This is a genomic window from Pseudomonas sp. PP3 (assembly GCF_905336995.1).
GTDB classification, from domain to species: domain Bacteria; phylum Pseudomonadota; class Gammaproteobacteria; order Pseudomonadales; family Pseudomonadaceae; genus Aquipseudomonas; species Aquipseudomonas reinekei.
This window is the reverse complement of the sequence record NZ_HG995459.1, coordinates 1,319,993-1,334,216: the sequence shown is the minus strand read 5'-3', so window position 1 is coordinate 1,334,216 and position 14,224 is coordinate 1,319,993. Positions and strand designations below refer to the sequence as shown.

16 protein-coding genes and 1 tRNA gene are annotated in these 14,224 nt (G+C 58.0%); 4 read left to right on the top strand and 13 right to left on the bottom strand.

Annotation, left to right across the window (positions count from 1 at the left end):
* The first annotated feature begins 157 nt into the window (after positions 1–157).
* The 4 genes from KHO07_RS06185 to KHO07_RS06170 all read left to right on the top strand — a co-directional run bounded on the left by KHO07_RS06185 (position 158) and on the right by KHO07_RS06170 (position 3,896).
* Positions 158–1,534, top strand: coding sequence for an L-serine ammonia-lyase (locus tag KHO07_RS06185; protein WP_212626712.1), 1,377 nt, complete (start codon positions 158–160; stop codon positions 1,532–1,534).
* 36 nt (positions 1,535–1,570) lie between these two features.
* Positions 1,571–2,695, top strand: coding sequence for a glycine cleavage system aminomethyltransferase GcvT (gene gcvT, locus KHO07_RS06180; protein WP_212626711.1), 1,125 nt, complete (start codon positions 1,571–1,573; stop codon positions 2,693–2,695).
* Between the two features lie 403 nt (positions 2,696–3,098).
* Positions 3,099–3,311, top strand: a complete 213-nt coding sequence (locus tag KHO07_RS06175) for a cold shock domain-containing protein (RefSeq protein WP_003175786.1) — start codon at positions 3,099–3,101, stop codon at positions 3,309–3,311.
* A 96-nt stretch (positions 3,312–3,407) separates the two neighbouring features.
* Positions 3,408–3,896, top strand: coding sequence for an RDD family protein (locus KHO07_RS06170; RefSeq protein WP_212626710.1), 489 nt, complete (start codon positions 3,408–3,410; stop codon positions 3,894–3,896).
* Positions 3,897–3,972: 76 nt separating this feature from the next.
* Here the strand turns inward: KHO07_RS06170 and nadA are convergent, their stop codons facing one another.
* The 13 genes from nadA to ruvA all read right to left on the bottom strand — a co-directional run bounded on the left by nadA (position 3,973) and on the right by ruvA (position 14,144).
* Positions 3,973–5,031 carry a quinolinate synthase NadA gene (gene nadA / locus KHO07_RS06165; protein ID WP_150733690.1) on the bottom strand — a complete coding sequence of 353 codons (1,059 nt, stop codon included), beginning with the start codon at positions 5,029–5,031 and terminating at the stop codon, positions 3,973–3,975.
* Between the two features lie 272 nt (positions 5,032–5,303).
* A tRNA-Lys gene (locus tag KHO07_RS06160) sits at positions 5,304–5,379 on the bottom strand.
* 63 nt (positions 5,380–5,442) lie between these two features.
* Entirely contained in the window at positions 5,443–6,135 is a 693-nt protein-coding gene (gene queC / locus KHO07_RS06155) for a 7-cyano-7-deazaguanine synthase QueC (protein ID WP_150733691.1), read from the bottom strand.
* Between the two features lies 1 nt (position 6,136).
* The gene (queE, locus tag KHO07_RS06150) at positions 6,137–6,784 is read right to left on the bottom strand and encodes a 7-carboxy-7-deazaguanine synthase QueE (RefSeq protein WP_212626709.1); all 648 of its coding nucleotides are present in this window, start codon (positions 6,782–6,784) and stop codon (positions 6,137–6,139) included.
* Positions 6,785–6,950: 166 nt separating this feature from the next.
* Positions 6,951–7,784 carry a tol-pal system protein YbgF gene (gene ybgF, locus KHO07_RS06145; RefSeq protein WP_150733692.1) on the bottom strand — a complete coding sequence of 278 codons (834 nt, stop codon included), beginning with the start codon at positions 7,782–7,784 and terminating at the stop codon, positions 6,951–6,953.
* Positions 7,785–7,790: 6 nt separating this feature from the next.
* Positions 7,791–8,288: a peptidoglycan-associated lipoprotein Pal gene (gene pal, locus KHO07_RS06140; RefSeq protein WP_003178634.1), complete on the bottom strand. Its 498-nt coding sequence runs from the start codon at positions 8,286–8,288 to the stop codon at positions 7,791–7,793.
* A gap of 52 nt (positions 8,289–8,340) precedes the next feature.
* Positions 8,341–9,642 (bottom strand): Tol-Pal system beta propeller repeat protein TolB, encoded by a 1,302-nt coding sequence (tolB, locus tag KHO07_RS06135; RefSeq protein ID WP_075945440.1) that lies wholly within the window; start codon positions 9,640–9,642, stop codon positions 8,341–8,343.
* Complete coding sequence (tolA, locus tag KHO07_RS06130; RefSeq protein ID WP_075945441.1) at positions 9,639–10,718, bottom strand: cell envelope integrity protein TolA; 1,080 nt, start codon at positions 10,716–10,718, stop codon at positions 9,639–9,641. The genes tolB and tolA overlap by 4 nt, the downstream gene beginning before the upstream one ends.
* Positions 10,718–11,170, bottom strand: a complete 453-nt coding sequence (gene tolR, locus KHO07_RS06125) for a protein TolR (RefSeq protein WP_162279067.1) — start codon at positions 11,168–11,170, stop codon at positions 10,718–10,720. Before tolR ends, tolA begins: the two co-directional genes overlap by 1 nt.
* A gap of 24 nt (positions 11,171–11,194) precedes the next feature.
* Positions 11,195–11,890 (bottom strand): protein TolQ, encoded by a 696-nt coding sequence (gene tolQ / locus KHO07_RS06120; RefSeq protein WP_034149144.1) that lies wholly within the window; start codon positions 11,888–11,890, stop codon positions 11,195–11,197.
* Positions 11,880–12,347 carry a tol-pal system-associated acyl-CoA thioesterase gene (gene ybgC / locus KHO07_RS06115; RefSeq protein ID WP_150733694.1) on the bottom strand — a complete coding sequence of 156 codons (468 nt, stop codon included), beginning with the start codon at positions 12,345–12,347 and terminating at the stop codon, positions 11,880–11,882. The genes tolQ and ybgC overlap by 11 nt, the downstream gene beginning before the upstream one ends.
* A 126-nt stretch (positions 12,348–12,473) precedes the next feature.
* Positions 12,474–13,535, bottom strand: coding sequence for a Holliday junction branch migration DNA helicase RuvB (gene ruvB, locus KHO07_RS06110; RefSeq protein WP_056852660.1), 1,062 nt, complete (start codon positions 13,533–13,535; stop codon positions 12,474–12,476).
* Positions 13,536–14,144 carry a Holliday junction branch migration protein RuvA gene (gene ruvA / locus KHO07_RS06105; protein ID WP_075945444.1) on the bottom strand — a complete coding sequence of 203 codons (609 nt, stop codon included), beginning with the start codon at positions 14,142–14,144 and terminating at the stop codon, positions 13,536–13,538.
* Positions 14,145–14,224 lie beyond the last annotated feature (80 nt).

Sequence of the window (14,224 nt, the reverse complement as noted above, 5' to 3'; positions counted from 1 at the left end):
ACCCCCCTGTAGGAGCTGGCTTGCCAGCGATTGCGGAGGATCAGCCGACACACATGTTGCCTGACACACCGCCATCGCTGGCAAGCCAGCTCCTACAGGATCGAGGCCGATTCAGGATTGCTGTCGATCCTCTAATAACAAGAAACCGGAGAACCTCATGTCGTTAAGCGTGTTCGACCTGTTCAAGATTGGTATCGGCCCCTCCAGCTCCCACACCGTCGGCCCGATGCGCGCCGCCGCGCGCTTCGTCGAAGGCTTACGCCGAGAAGAACTGCTGACCGCGACCGCCTGCGTCAAAGTCGAGTTGTACGGCTCGCTGGGCGCCACCGGTAAAGGCCACGGCAGCGATAAAGCCGTGCTGCTCGGCCTGGAAGGCGAGCACCCGGACACGGTCGATACCGAAACCGTCGCCGCACGCTTGCAAGCCATTCGCGGCAGCGGACACTTGAACCTGCTTGGCGAACACAGCATTGCGTTCAACGAGAAAGAACACCTGGCGATGATTCGCAAACCGTTGCCTTACCACCCCAACGGCATGATTTTCCGTGCATTCGACGCAGCGGGCCTGCAAATTCGCAGCCGCGAGTACTACTCGGTCGGCGGTGGTTTTGTCGTCGATGAAGACGCCGCCGGCGCTGACCGCATTGTCGAAGACGCCACGCCCCTGACCTTTCCCTTCAAAACCGCCAAGGAACTGCTTGGGCATTGCGCCACCTACGGCTTGTCCATCAGCCAGGTGATGCTGACCAACGAAAGCGCCTGGCGCCCCGAAGCGGAAACCCGCGCCGGCCTGTTGAAGATCTGGCAGGTCATGCAGGACTGCGTCGCCGCTGGCTGCCGCAACGAAGGCATCCTGCCCGGTGGCTTGAAGGTCAAACGCCGGGCCGCGGCGCTGTATCGGCAGTTGTGCAAGAACCCGGAATCGTCCTTGCGCGACCCGCTGTCGGTGCTCGATTGGGTCAACCTCTACGCCTTGGCCGTCAACGAAGAAAACGCCAACGGCGGGCGCGTCGTGACGGCGCCCACCAATGGTGCAGCGGGAATCGTTCCCGCGGTGCTCCACTACTACATGCGCTTCATCCCGGCCTCGAACGACGACGGCGTTGTGCGCTTTCTGCTGACCGCAGCAGCGATCGGCATTTTGTACAAGGAAAACGCCTCGATCTCGGGCGCCGAAGTCGGCTGTCAGGGTGAGGTCGGCGTAGCCTGCTCCATGGCCGCCGGTGCCTTGTGCGAAGTCCTCGGCGGCACCGTGCAGCAAGTGGAAAACGCCGCCGAAATCGGCATGGAACACAACCTCGGCCTGACCTGCGATCCGATTGGCGGGCTGGTGCAGGTGCCCTGCATCGAGCGCAATGCAATGGGTTCGGTCAAGGCGATCAATGCCGTGCGCATGGCCATGCGGGGTGACGGGCAACACTTCGTCTCCCTCGACAAAGTCATTCGCACCATGCGCCAGACCGGCGCCGACATGAAAAGCAAATACAAGGAAACCGCCCGTGGCGGTTTGGCGGTCAACATTATCGAGTGCTGATGCACGCTCATCTGCACCCTTCTTCAGGAGCTGAATATGTCCACCGAACAACTGTTGAAAACCCCATTGCATGCGCTACACATCGAGCTCGGCGCGCGCATGGTGCCGTTCGCCGGCTACGACATGCCTGTGCAATACCCGCTGGGCGTGATGAAGGAGCACCAGCACACCCGCGACCAGGCCGGCCTGTTCGATGTGTCGCACATGGGCCAGATTCGCCTGACCGGCGCCAATGCGGCCAAGGCCCTGGAAACCCTGGTACCGGTGGACATCATCGACCTGCCTGTGGGCATGCAGCGCTACGCGATGTTCACCAATGAGACCGGAGGCATCCTCGACGACCTGATGGTCGCCAACCTGGGTAACGACGAACTGTTCCTGGTGGTCAACGCGGCGTGCAAGGATCAGGACCTGGCGCACCTGCGCAAGCACATTGGCGAGTTGTGCACCATCGAGCCGCTGTTCGAAGAACGCGCCCTGCTCGCCCTGCAAGGGCCGGCGGCAGTGACTGTACTGGCACGTCTGGCGCCAGAAGTGGCCAAAATGACCTTCATGCAGTTCGCCCGCGTGAAACTGCTGGGCGTGGACTGTTTTGTCAGCCGCTCGGGTTACACCGGTGAAGACGGTTTCGAAATCTCCGTGCCGGCCGACAACGCCGAAACCCTGGCCCGCGCCCTGCTGGCAGAACCGGAAGTCGAAGCCATCGGCCTCGGCGCACGTGACTCCCTGCGCCTGGAAGCCGGCCTGTGCCTGTACGGCCACGACATGAACACCGACACCACCCCGATCGAAGCCAGCCTGTTGTGGGCCATTTCCAAGCCGCGTCGCGCCGATGGCGCGCGTGCCGGTGGTTTTCCTGGCGCTGAAAGCGTATTTGCCCAGCAACAAGGCGGTGTCAGCCGCAAACGTGTTGGCTTGCTGCCGCAAGAACGCACCCCGGTGCGCGAAGGCGCTGAGATCGTCAACGAAGCCGGCGAGATCATCGGCAGCGTCTGCAGCGGTGGTTTCGGGCCAACCTTGGGCGCACCGCTGGCCATGGGTTACGTCGACAGCGCGTATGTCGCTCTCGACACACCGGTGTGGGCGATCGTTCGTGGGAAAAAGGTGGCTTTGCTTGTAAGCAAAATGCCATTTGTTCCACAACGCTACTATCGCGGCTGATCAACTGTTCCTATAAGTAACGCAGTTGCGTTTACAACGCACTAATGTGTAACGCAACCGCCATAAAATAGTGCATCGTTTGGCTCTAAGCTTCGATTATGAACTTTGCTTATAACGATCGAAAACAATTGAACAGGGCGATCGCATAAGCCAGCACTAGTTGGCCTGTCTATGCCAGCAACGCGAGCAAATCCGGGCCTTTCACAGGGCTTGTTTTTTCTCCCGTAGTTGGCGTAGAGTTTGTTCACTGTGTTTGCATGGGTCGCTTGGAATCGTGACCTGGGCAGTAGCCTACAAGTTAGCTACATCCCGTTCGACGTCTTCTTACTCTCCTGCAACCAGCCCCAGTACTCTTTCATGAGAAGGAGACTGTCATTAATTTTTGCGTCAAAGGAAATAAGAAATGTCCCAACGTCAGAGCGGTACCGTCAAGTGGTTTAACGACGAGAAAGGTTTTGGTTTTATCACTCCTGAAAGCGGTCCGGATCTGTTCGTGCATTTCCGCGCCATCCAGGGCAACGGCTTCAAAAGCCTGAAAGAAGGCCAGAAAGTGACTTTCGTTGCTGTGCAAGGCCAGAAAGGCATGCAGGCTGACGAAGTACAAGCAGAAGCTTAATCTTCTGTAACGAAAAAGCCCCTGATGCTGACATCAGGGGCTTTTTTGTGCGCGCAAATCCGTAAAATGGCTTCTCTTTTCCGCCGAGAACACCCCATGTCGAAACACCTGCTTACCCCCCAGGGCGAATTTCCTGCCGCTGGCCTGGGTCGTCGTCTGGCAGCGATGTTCTATGACTTTCTTCTATGCACCGCCCTGCTGATCGTCACCAGCGGCGTTTACAAGATGATCCAGATGGCGATCATCGGCGAAGAGAACATGCGCACCCTGACCGAAGCAGGCGCACTGGACGGTGACCCGCTGCTGTCGACGGTGTTGCTGTTTGTGCTGTTCGGCTTCTTTGCCAAATTCTGGACTTACTCGGGCCAGACCCTCGGCATGCAGGTCTGGTGTATCCGCGTACAGAATGCCGACGGCTCATCCATCAGCCTGTGGCAGGCGCTGCTGCGCTTTATCGTGTCGATCGCGTCGCTGCTATGTGTAGGCATGGGGTTCATCTGGTCGCTGTTCGACAAACAGAAACGCAGCTGGCATGACATGTATTCCAATACACAGCTGGTGCGCATTCCAAAGAAGACCAAATAGTCCCGCCATACGCAAACCAGTGTGGGAGCGAGCCTGCTCGCTCCCACACTTTTTTTGCGACTTACCCTGAGAGACTTTAAGCGTTACCGGCCAATTTCATCCGCGCAGCCTGGGTGAAATCGAGCATCCGTTTCAACGGGCGAATCGCTTGGGGAATCAGCGCCGGGTCGACAAAGATCTCGTTCGTCCCCTCCTTCAAGCTCTTCAGCGTGCGCTCAAGGGTATTCATCGCCATCCAGGGGCAGTGCGCGCAACTGCGGCATGCGGCGCCGTTACCGGCCGTAGGCGCTTCGATAAAGACTTTGTCCGGGCACAGCTGCTGCATCTTGTAGAAAATGCCGCGATCGGTCGCGACAATCAGCGTCTTGTTCGGCAGGGACTGGGCCGCTGCGATCAACTGACTGGTGGACCCGACGGCGTCTGCCAGCTCGATCACCGAGGTCGGCGATTCGGGATGCACCAGGATTGCCGCATCCGGGTACAGCGCCTTCATGTCTTCAAGCTGCTTGGACTTGAACTCTTCGTGAACGATGCACGCACCGTCCCACAGCAGCATGTCGGCCCCGGTCTGGCGCTGAATGTAAGTGCCCAGGTGTTTGTCCGGGCCCCAGATGATGGTTTCACCGTTATCCATCAGGCTTTCGACGATTTCCAGCGCGCAGCTGGAAGTCACAACCCAGTCGGCCCGGGCTTTGACCGCCGCCGAGGTATTGGCGTAAACCACGACCGTGCGCTCTGGATGCTGATCACAGAACGCGGAAAACTCATCAACCGGGCAACCCAGGTCCAGCGAGCAAGTCGCTTCCAGGGTCGGCATCAGGATGCGTTTTTCGGGATTGAGGATTTTGGCCGTCTCGCCCATGAATTTCACACCGGCGACGACGACGGTCTTGGCCGGGTGAGCATTGCCGAAACGGGCCATCTCCAGCGAGTCGGAGACACAGCCACCGGTTTCTTCGGCCAGGGCCTGAATGATCGGGTCGCAATAGAAGTGAGCCACCAGCACGGCGTCCTGAGCCTTGAGCTCGGCAGCGATGGCAGCACGGTAATGAGCTTCCTCATCGGCGGTCAGCGGCTTGGGCTGCTTGGCGTCGAGGTGGGCTTGTACCAGAAGGCGTTCGGAAATCTGCGTCATGTTCGCAAGACCTGCAGGCGCATTCGCGCGAAAGTCGAGTATACACCCGGCTCCGGCCCCTTCAGGGTACCGCCGGGAAAGTGAGTATTCATCAGGCACGGACAGCGTTGAAGCTGCGCAAGGCTACAGAATATCCGATGGATGCAAAAGATGATTCTGACCTGCGTCATGCGGTGCGACCCCAGGATTGGGCAAACACAAATCGCGGGCAAAAAAAAATCCGGAAATCCTCACTTTCGTGGGCCTTCCAGATTTTTAAAACTGCTAGAAAATGGTGGGTCGTGTGGGATTCGAACCTACGACCAATTGGTTAAAAGCCAACTGCTCTACCAACTGAGCTAACGACCCGCTGTGTGGTGGCGCGTATAATACTGATTTTTAAGGACTATTCAACACCTATTTTGAAATAAATTAAAAATAAGGTGTAGGGTCGCTAATTCCGGCCGCCGCAAAGCCTTCCGCACGCAGTCGGCAGCTGTCGCATTTGCCGCAAGCACGACCGTCATCGTCAGCCTGATAGCAGGAAACAGTCAGCCCGTAATTCACGCCAAGCCTGGTGCCCGCCTGGACGATCTGCGCCTTGCTGAGGTTTTGCAGTGGCGCCTGAATGCGGAAACCGTTGCCCTCTACTCCGGCTTTGGTCGCCAGATTGGCCATGCGCTCGAAAGACTCGATGAACTCGGGACGGCAGTCCGGGTAGCCAGAGTAATCCACCGCGTTGACACCGATGAAGATATCGCGTGCGCCGAGCACTTCAGCCCAGCCCAGCGCCAGGGACAAGAAGACCGTGTTGCGCGCCGGTACGTAAGTCACCGGAATGCCTTCTCCCAGTTCCTCAGGGATATCGATACTGCTGTCAGTCAGCGCCGAGCCACCCATGCCATTGAAGTTGAGCCCGATGACCTTGTGCTCGACCACACCCAAATCACGGGCGACGCGCTCGGCAGCGTACAGCTCAGCGTGAGAGCGCTGACCGTAATCGAAACTCATGGTGTAGCAGCTGTAACCTTCGGCGCGAGCCATGGCCACGACGGTTGCCGAGTCCAGGCCACCGGAGAGCAGGATGACCGCACGTTTTTCCGCAGTGTTCAGTTGTTCAGTCATTTCAGCGCCCCGGCTCGTCATTCCATAGATATTTATGCAGTTGCAATTGCAAGCGCACTGGCAGGTTATCCGCCACTACCCAGTCCGCCAGATCCCGAGCATTCAGATCATGGTGACTTGGCGAGAACAGGACTTCACCGGCGCGCTGGTCCAGACCGTACTGGATCAGTTTGGACACGGACCAGTCGTAGTCTTCCCGCGAACAGATAACAAATTTCACCTGATCGTTGGGCGTAAGCAGCTCAATGTTTTCGTAGCGATTGCGATGTGCTTCCTTCGAACCCGGGGTTTTCAGGTCGACAACGCGACTGACCCGGGAATCTACCGCCGAGATATCGATAGAGCCACTGGTTTCCAGTGACACTTCGTAACCGGCCTCGCACAAGCGCTTGAGCAATGGGATGGCGTTGGGTTGCGCCAGGGGCTCGCCGCCCGTGACACAGACATAACGCGGACGGTAACCGGCAACCTGCTCGAGGATATCGTCGAGGGTGCGGATGGTGCCGCCAGTGAATGCGTAGGCGCTGTCACAGTATTGGCAACGCAGAGGGCAACCGGTCAGGCGCACAAAAACAGTGGGCAGGCCAGCAGTCCGCGTTTCACCCTGCAACGAGTAAAAAACTTCGGTAATTCTCAATGTGTCTTGCATAGTCGCCACGGGCGTAACAGCTAAACAGGCTGTCCGCCTCCGTCAGGCACTTCAAGGAACCCCGGCAATGCGCAGATCCCAAAAAGCGTGTTTCATAAAAAGGGCGTGAATTCTAACGAAAAAACCCGCGACAAGCGCGGGTTTCTTCGAAACGGTGCAAACAGGCTTACATTTTCTGCAGATCGCGTTGAGCCAACTGAGCGGCTGAAGTGCCCGGAAATTGGGACACAACCTGCTGCAGAATGCCTTTTACCCGGTCGGTATGACCCAGGCGGCGCTCCACATCAGCGAGCTTGTACAGCGAATCAGGCACTTTTGCATGCTTTGGGTAAAGCTGCGAAACCTTGGCAAATGCCTGGCCTGCGCCCTGCAGGTCACCCTTTGCCAGGTTCACTTCACCCAACCAGTACTGGGCATTGCCCGCGTATTGGCTGTTCGGGTATTTACGCAGGAATGCGGCGAAGGCCTGACTGGCCTTGTCGAAATCCTTGGCCTTGATCAGGTCGAAGGCAGCATCGTAATAGAGCTTTTCCTTCGCCGGATCTGGCGGTTCGCTACCTGCGGCGGGTGCCTGGGCGGCAGCTGCCCCTGCACCTGCTGCAGCACCGGGGGCGTTCAAATCACCACCGGTGGAAGAATTTTCAGGAGTCGCGGCTGGTGCAACGCCGGTTCCTATGCGCCGATCAAGATCCTGATATCGCTCCAGGTTTTCCTGCTTCATGCGCGCTACATCATTTTGCAGAACTTCAATCGCACCTTGTTGGCGCTCGATCTGTTGCTGCATTGATTGCAGTTGGTTGAACAGCTCGCCCTGTGCCGAGACAGGGGCCGAAACCCCTCCCCCGGCATAGGCGCCGTTCGTACCGTAACCTGCAGGCGGATAACTGCTCCCGCTATTGTTATAGCCGGAGTCATTATCGACCACAGGAACCGCAGCCCACGCCGCAAGCGGCGCGAGACTGAGAGCCAGAACAGTTACAGCACGACGGCACGTTCGCATGACGAATTACTTACGCAGTTCGACGCGACGGTTTTGAGCCCAGGACTGCTCGTCGTTGCCGGTAGCAACTGGACGCTCTTCGCCGTAGGAAACCAGTTCCAGCTGAGCTGGGGAAACACCTTGCAGTACCAGGTAGCGCTGAACGGCTTTCGCACGACGCTCGCCCAGTGCCATGTTGTACTCACGAGTACCACGTTCGTCGGTGTTGCCTTCCAGAACAACGCGAGCGCCGTTTGCTTTCAGGTCTTTGGCGTGAACGTCCAGAGCGCGCATGGCTTCTGGCTTCAGGTCCGAGCTGTCGTATTCGAAGTAGAAAGTGGTGATAGCGCGCAGAGCAGCTTCTTCGCTCAGGGAGCCGTCAACTGCACCAGTGTTTGCGCCGTAACCAGCGTTTGGATCTACAGCGCCTTCACCGGCATTGTCGCCGCCTTTGGACGAGCAACCTACAGCTACAGCCATGGCCAGAGCCAGCGCAGCAAATTTACCAAACTTCAGCATTTCCATCGTGAAACTCCTAATGAACCCCAGTGTGTTAAGTAAAACGTATAGCGCCGCGTCAGTTCAGGTAAGGGGACCAGGAAGGTTCTCTGACTTCGCCTTGTGCGGTAGGAAGCGGGAGCCTTACGCGTCCATTGATGGACACGAGCATCAAGACTCCCCGGCCCTGCTGGCGGGTGGCGTAGATTACCATGGTGCCGTTGGGCGCAACAGTAGGCGACTCGTCCAGAGTGCTATCAGTGAGGATTTTTACGCTACCGCGCTGCAAATCCTGAGCCGCCACTTTGAAATTGGTGAAACCATCCTGACGGTGAATCATCACCAGGGTCTTTTCATCAGCCGACAGTTTAGGGTTGGCGTTGTAGTTACCCACGAACGTCACACGCTCCGCACCGCCACCACCCACGCTGGTTTTGTAGATCTGCGGTTTGCCGCCACGGTCGGAAGTGAAGTAGATGGTCGAGCCATCCTTGCCCCAGAACGGTTCGGTGTTGATGCCCGGGCCGTTGGTGACGCGGGTGATCTGACGCGAACCGAGGTTCATCACGTAGATGTCCGGGTTGCCGTCCTTGGACAGCACGAACGCCAGGCGATTGCCATCCGGCGACCAGGCAGGCGCACCGTTCAGGCCTTCGAAGTTGGTGATCTGCTCACGACGACCGGTATCGATGTTCTGCATGAAGATACGCGGACGCTTCTGCTCGAACGACACATAAGCGATGCGCTTGCCGTCCGGTGCGAAACGCGGCGACAGGATCGGCTCGCGCGATTGCAGCAGGGTTACGGCACGGGCACCGTCATAGTCCGAACGTTGCAGCGTGTAGCGAGTGTTCTTCTCGGAGAAACGCTCGGCTGTCACGTACAACAGACGTGTCGAGAAAGCACCTTTGATGCCGGTGAGTTTCTCGAACGACTGGTCGGCAATGTAGTGGGACATGTCGCGCAGTTGATCGACACCACCCGACACGCTGCCGGTCAGCACTTGCTGTTCGGTGGCGACGTTGAACAGTGCGTATTGCACCTGCAGGCGACCGCCTGCGGGGGCAATGCTGCCGACCATGACGTACTGGGCGCCCAGCGCCTTGAAGTCACGGAAGATGATTTCGCTGGCCTGGCTAGGCTGGCTGATCATGTTCTGCTTTGGAATCGGCGAGTAGTAACCCGAGTTACGCAGGTCGTTACCGATGATTTCAGCCATGTCGTCCGGCAGCACGCTGCCGCCCTGGTTGCCGAACGGCACGACGGCGATCGGTGTTGCCCGATCACTGCCGCTGGTAACCAGAATGTTTTTCTCATCTGCCATCGCCATTCCTGCCATGCAGCAGATAGCGATCAGCATTCCTCGAAGAAGGTTTCTCACGGGGCTAAATCCTCAGGCGTGAATGTCATCTTGAATGAACGATACGGAGCGAAATCACTCGGCTTCATTCCCTGCATTTCTGTCAAACGTCCAATATTCTTGACCGCTGCCACAGCCGATGCGTCAAACGGACCGTCGCCACTGGACTTGATCACGCTGACCGTGGTCACCGTACCGTCCGGCAACATGCCGATTCGCAACTCGACCGTCATGCCTTTGCGTGCCGAAGGTGGACGAGCCCACCCTTCTGCCGCTCGAAGACGAATCAGGTCATCGAAACTGCCGGCGACTTCGTCACCCTGCTCATCGGCCAAGGCCTGCTGACGCTGCGGCGTGTCGGAAAGCAAATCTGCCAAGGCCTGAGCCTTTTTGTCTTCGGTAGATTTACGTGCCGCTTCCTGCGCCTTCTTCTTCGCAGCATCGGCAGCAGCTTTCTTCTTCGCTTCGTCGGCGACTTTCTTCTTCGCCTCTTCAGCTTCAGCTTTCTTCTTGGCGTCTTCCGCGGCTTTCTTCTTCGCGTCTTCGACGATCTTTTTCTTCGCTTCTTCAGCGGCCGCTTTCTTGGCCTCTTCTTCAGCAGCCTTCTTGGCTTCCTCTTCCGCTTTCTTCTTGGCTATATCAGCCAATTGTTTCTCTTCTGCCTTCTTGGCTTCGGCGGTCTTCTTCGCTTCATCGGCTTTCTTGGCTTCATCAGCCTTTTTCGCCTCTTCCGCTTTCTTCGACTCGTCGGCCTTCTTGGCTTCCTCGGCCTTTTGAGCCGCTTCTTCTTTCTTTTGTTCCGCAGCTTTCACCGCTTCCTGCTCGACCTTTTTCTGCTCCAACTGCTCGACTTCGGTCTGGCGCGCGGCGGTTTTCTTCGCCTCACCCGCAATCTTCTGATTGGTCTGGGTGGTTGCCTGACTTTTCGACTTCAGCTGGTACAGGGTCGCCTGGACAATCGGCTTGGCCGGCGGCAACTCCGGGGTAAAGGCAAAACTGACGAACAGCATGCCGAACACCAGCACGTGCAAGCCAATCGCCCAGACACTAGGCCAGAAGTAGCTTTCCGAGGCGGACGGCTCTCGCATTTGCTGCATCAGGGTGCCTCGGTAATCAAGCCGACATTACCGACGCCGGCCTTCTGCAACCCGCCCATGGCGCCCATGACGGAGCCGTAGTCGACAGTCTTGTCGCCGCGAATGAAGACCTGGGTGCGTTTGCCGTTATCGTTACCGGCGGCAATGATCTTGGTCACTGCACTGGTCATTTGCGGCAGGGTCATGGCCCTGTCCTGTTGCTTCTCGGTGTCGACTTCGCTGCCAAGGTTCCAGTAATAGGTCTTGTCAGCCTTGATCGAAATGGTCAGGACCTGGGTGTTGTTGTCCTGCGGCAAGGCTTCGCTGGAAACCTTGGGCAGATCAACTTTCACGCCCTGATTGAGCATCGGCGCGGTCACCATGAAGATGACCAGCAGTACCAGCATCACGTCGATGTAAGGCACTACGTTCATCTCGGCAACCGGCTTGCGCTTTTTGCGAGCTCGAGCGATTAAAGCCATCTGGAAATTACCTGCTTATTCTTCGCTGGTGTGCACTTTGCGGTGCAGGATCGCCTGGAATTCATCGGCGAAGGTGTAGTAGCGGCTGATCAGCGTTTCGCTGCGAGCGGCAAAACGGTTGTAGGCGATAACGGCAGGGATTGCAGCGAACAGGCCGATCGCGGTGGCGATCAGTGCTTCAGCAATACCCGGTGCAACAGTCGCCAGCGTCGCTTGCTGGGCAGTCGCCAGGCCGCGGAAGGAGTTCATGATGCCCCAGACCGTACCGAACAGGCCGATGTAAGGGCTCACGGAACCGACGGTGGCCAGGAATGGCAGGCTTTGTTCGAGCTTTTCTTCTTCGCGGGAAATCGCAACGCGCATGGCACGGGCCACGCCTTCCATGACCGCTTCAGGATCAACGCCTGGCTGCTGGCGCAGACGGGAGAATTCCTTGAAACCGGCGCGGAAGATCTGCTCGACACCCGAATCCGGATCCGGGTTGCTGCCGGCCTGGCGGTAGAGTTTGGACAGGTCGATACCCGACCAGAAGCGCTCTTCAAAGCTCTCCAGGGCACGTCGACCGGCGCGCAGCAGATTGCTGCGCTGAAAGATCATGATCCATGAGGTCACCGATGCGGCTACCAGGGTCAGCATTACCAGTTGCACCACGATACTGGCATTGCTGACCAGGCTCCACATGGAGGAATGGTCGACGACGTTAGCTTCCACGCTTTATCTCCTGCTTTGAGTGTTTACCCGCGCCGCTCACGTCGGCAAAGGCCGCTCGTAGAGCTTCGGGAATGGCCCGGGGTTTCAAACTGTCAGTGCGCACACAGGCCACCAAAAACTGCCCTTCACAGAGCAGCGCATCATCCGTCGCCCGCCTGACCTGCTGTTTGAATCTCAGGCTGGCACGGTTCAATTCGATTACTTCAGCGCTTACCAGAAGCTCGTCGTCCAGTCGCGCCGGCGCGTGGTAGCGCGCTTCGCTGGAATGCACGACGAACAACAGGTCCTCACCTGCCAGCTGCGATTGGGCAAAGCCCAGCTCTCGTAGCCGCTCGGTTCGAGCCCGTTCCATAAACTTGAGGTAATTAACGTAATACACGATGCCGCCCGCATCGGTGTCCTCGTAATAAACGCGACAACGATGTGCGAAAGGCCCAAGCCCGTTTTGCGCGCGCATACTCTAGTGCTTACTCCTCAGGTTGCCAATCGGCCAGGCAACTGTTTTTCATTGTTCTGCGGCTTTCTCGCGAAAGTACGGTCCTAGGACAGCACAATGCCCGAAAATTCTGCCCGCAAATGTTAATTAATCGTCCACGGCATCGAGGAATTCGTCTACCACGGGCATCTCGCCCAATCGTGACGGAATGTTTAAGCCGAAATGCAGGTAGGCATGGCGCGTCACCACCCGCCCGCGTGGCGTGCGCATGATGTAGCCCTGCTGGATCAGGTACGGCTCCAGCACGTCCTCAATGGTGTGGCGTTCTTCACTGATCGCGGCGGCCAGGCTATCAACGCCGACCGGTCCGCCATCGAACTTCTCGATCATGGTCAGCAACAGACGTCGGTCCTGGTGATCGAAGCCACGTTCATCGACATCCAGCAGGTTCAAAGCGAGATCGGCAATCGGCTTGGTGATGTGCCCCTTGGCGCGAACTTCGGCGAAGTCGCGCACCCGGCGCAGCAAACGGTTGGCGATTCGCGGGGTGCCGCGGGCACGCCGGGCGATTTCGAAGGCGCCTTCCGGGTCCAGTGGCAAACCGAGGATGCTCGCCGAACGACTGACAATCGTCGACAGGTCGGCGTTGTTGTAGAACTCCAGGCGCTGGACGATCCCGAAACGGTCTCGCAACGGATTGGTCAGCATCCCCGCCCGCGTCGTTGCGCCAACCAGGGTGAATGGCGGCAGATCAAGTTTGATCGAACGCGCGGCCGGACCTTCGCCGATCATGATGTCGAGCTGGAAATCTTCCATCGCCGGATACAGCACTTCTTCGACGATCGGTGACAACCGATGGATCTCGTCGATAAACAGCACGTCGTGGGGTTCAAGATTGGTCAGCAGCGCCGCGAGATCGCCCGGACGCTCGAGGACCGGGCCCGAGGTACTTTTGATCGAGACGCCCATTTCCTGGGCGATGATGTTGGCCAAGGTGGTTTTACCCAGTCCCGGCGGACCGAAGATCAGTGTGTGATCCAGGGATTCGTTACGGCCACGGGCAGCCTGGATGAACAACTCCATTTGCTCGCGAACGGTCGGCTGGCCAATGTATTCGGCCAGGCTGACGGGACGAATCGCCCGGTCCTGGACCTCTTCGCGGTCACGGGGACCACCCGTGGCGGCGATCAGACGATCAGCTTCAATCACTTAGATCATTCCCTTCAGGGCACGACGAATCATGTCTTCACTGCTCAAGTCTTTCTCCTTGATCGCGGAAATCGCCTTGCTGGCTTCCTGCGGCTTGTAGCCCAGGGAGATCAGCGCGCTGACCGCGTCGTTTTCCGCCGTATTGACCGGTGCAGGGCCGTCCGGCTGGTTCGGCACCAGGGCAAACATCGCCGGCACGGTTTCCCAGGCCTTGAAGCGATCCTTGAGTTCGACCAACAGGCGTTCTGCGGTTTTTTTGCCCACACCCGGCACCTTGGTCAACGCCGAAGTGTCCTGTGACTGCACGCAACGAACCAGTTCGTCGACTTCCAGACTCGACATCAGTGCCAGGGCCAGTTTCGGCCCCACACCATTGAGACGGATCAACTCGCGAAAAAAGTCTCGCTCACGTTTGCCAACGAAGCCATAGAGTAACTGCGCGTCTTCGCGCACGACCAAATGGGTGTGCAAGGTCAGTGGCTCACCGACCGACGGCAGGCGATACAGCGTGGTCATGGGCACTTCCAGCTCATAGCCCAGACCATTTACATCCAGAATCAGGTGCGGTGGCTGTTTTTCAGCCAGAGTGCCGCGCAAGCGTCCAATCACGTTACAGATCCTTGAGCGTTGGCCAGCCTGAGGCCAGCGACTGACAGAGCAAGGGATTCAGCCGACAACACAGGCGCGAA

Excerpts from the sequence above, each read along its gene's own strand:
- gcvT (WP_212626711.1), top strand. The coding sequence starts at position 1,571 with ATGTCCACCGAACAACTGTTGAAAACCCCATTGCATGCGCTACACATC.
- ybgF (WP_150733692.1), bottom strand. The coding sequence starts at position 7,784 with ATGCGAACGTGCCGTCGTGCTGTAACTGTTCTGGCTCTCAGTCTCGCG.
- queC (WP_150733691.1), bottom strand. The coding sequence starts at position 6,135 with ATGACTGAACAACTGAACACTGCGGAAAAACGTGCGGTCATCCTGCTC.
- pal (WP_003178634.1), bottom strand. The coding sequence starts at position 8,288 with ATGGAAATGCTGAAGTTTGGTAAATTTGCTGCGCTGGCTCTGGCCATG.
- ybgC (WP_150733694.1), bottom strand. The coding sequence starts at position 12,347 with ATGCGCGCGCAAAACGGGCTTGGGCCTTTCGCACATCGTTGTCGCGTT.
- nadA (WP_150733690.1), bottom strand. The coding sequence starts at position 5,031 with ATGACGCAGATTTCCGAACGCCTTCTGGTACAAGCCCACCTCGACGCC.
- queE (WP_212626709.1), bottom strand. The coding sequence starts at position 6,784 with ATGCAAGACACATTGAGAATTACCGAAGTTTTTTACTCGTTGCAGGGT.
- KHO07_RS06175 (WP_003175786.1), top strand. The coding sequence starts at position 3,099 with ATGTCCCAACGTCAGAGCGGTACCGTCAAGTGGTTTAACGACGAGAAA.
- KHO07_RS06185 (WP_212626712.1), top strand. The coding sequence starts at position 158 with ATGTCGTTAAGCGTGTTCGACCTGTTCAAGATTGGTATCGGCCCCTCC.
- KHO07_RS06170 (WP_212626710.1), top strand. The coding sequence starts at position 3,408 with ATGTCGAAACACCTGCTTACCCCCCAGGGCGAATTTCCTGCCGCTGGC.
- tolA (WP_075945441.1), bottom strand. The coding sequence starts at position 10,718 with ATGCAGCAAATGCGAGAGCCGTCCGCCTCGGAAAGCTACTTCTGGCCT.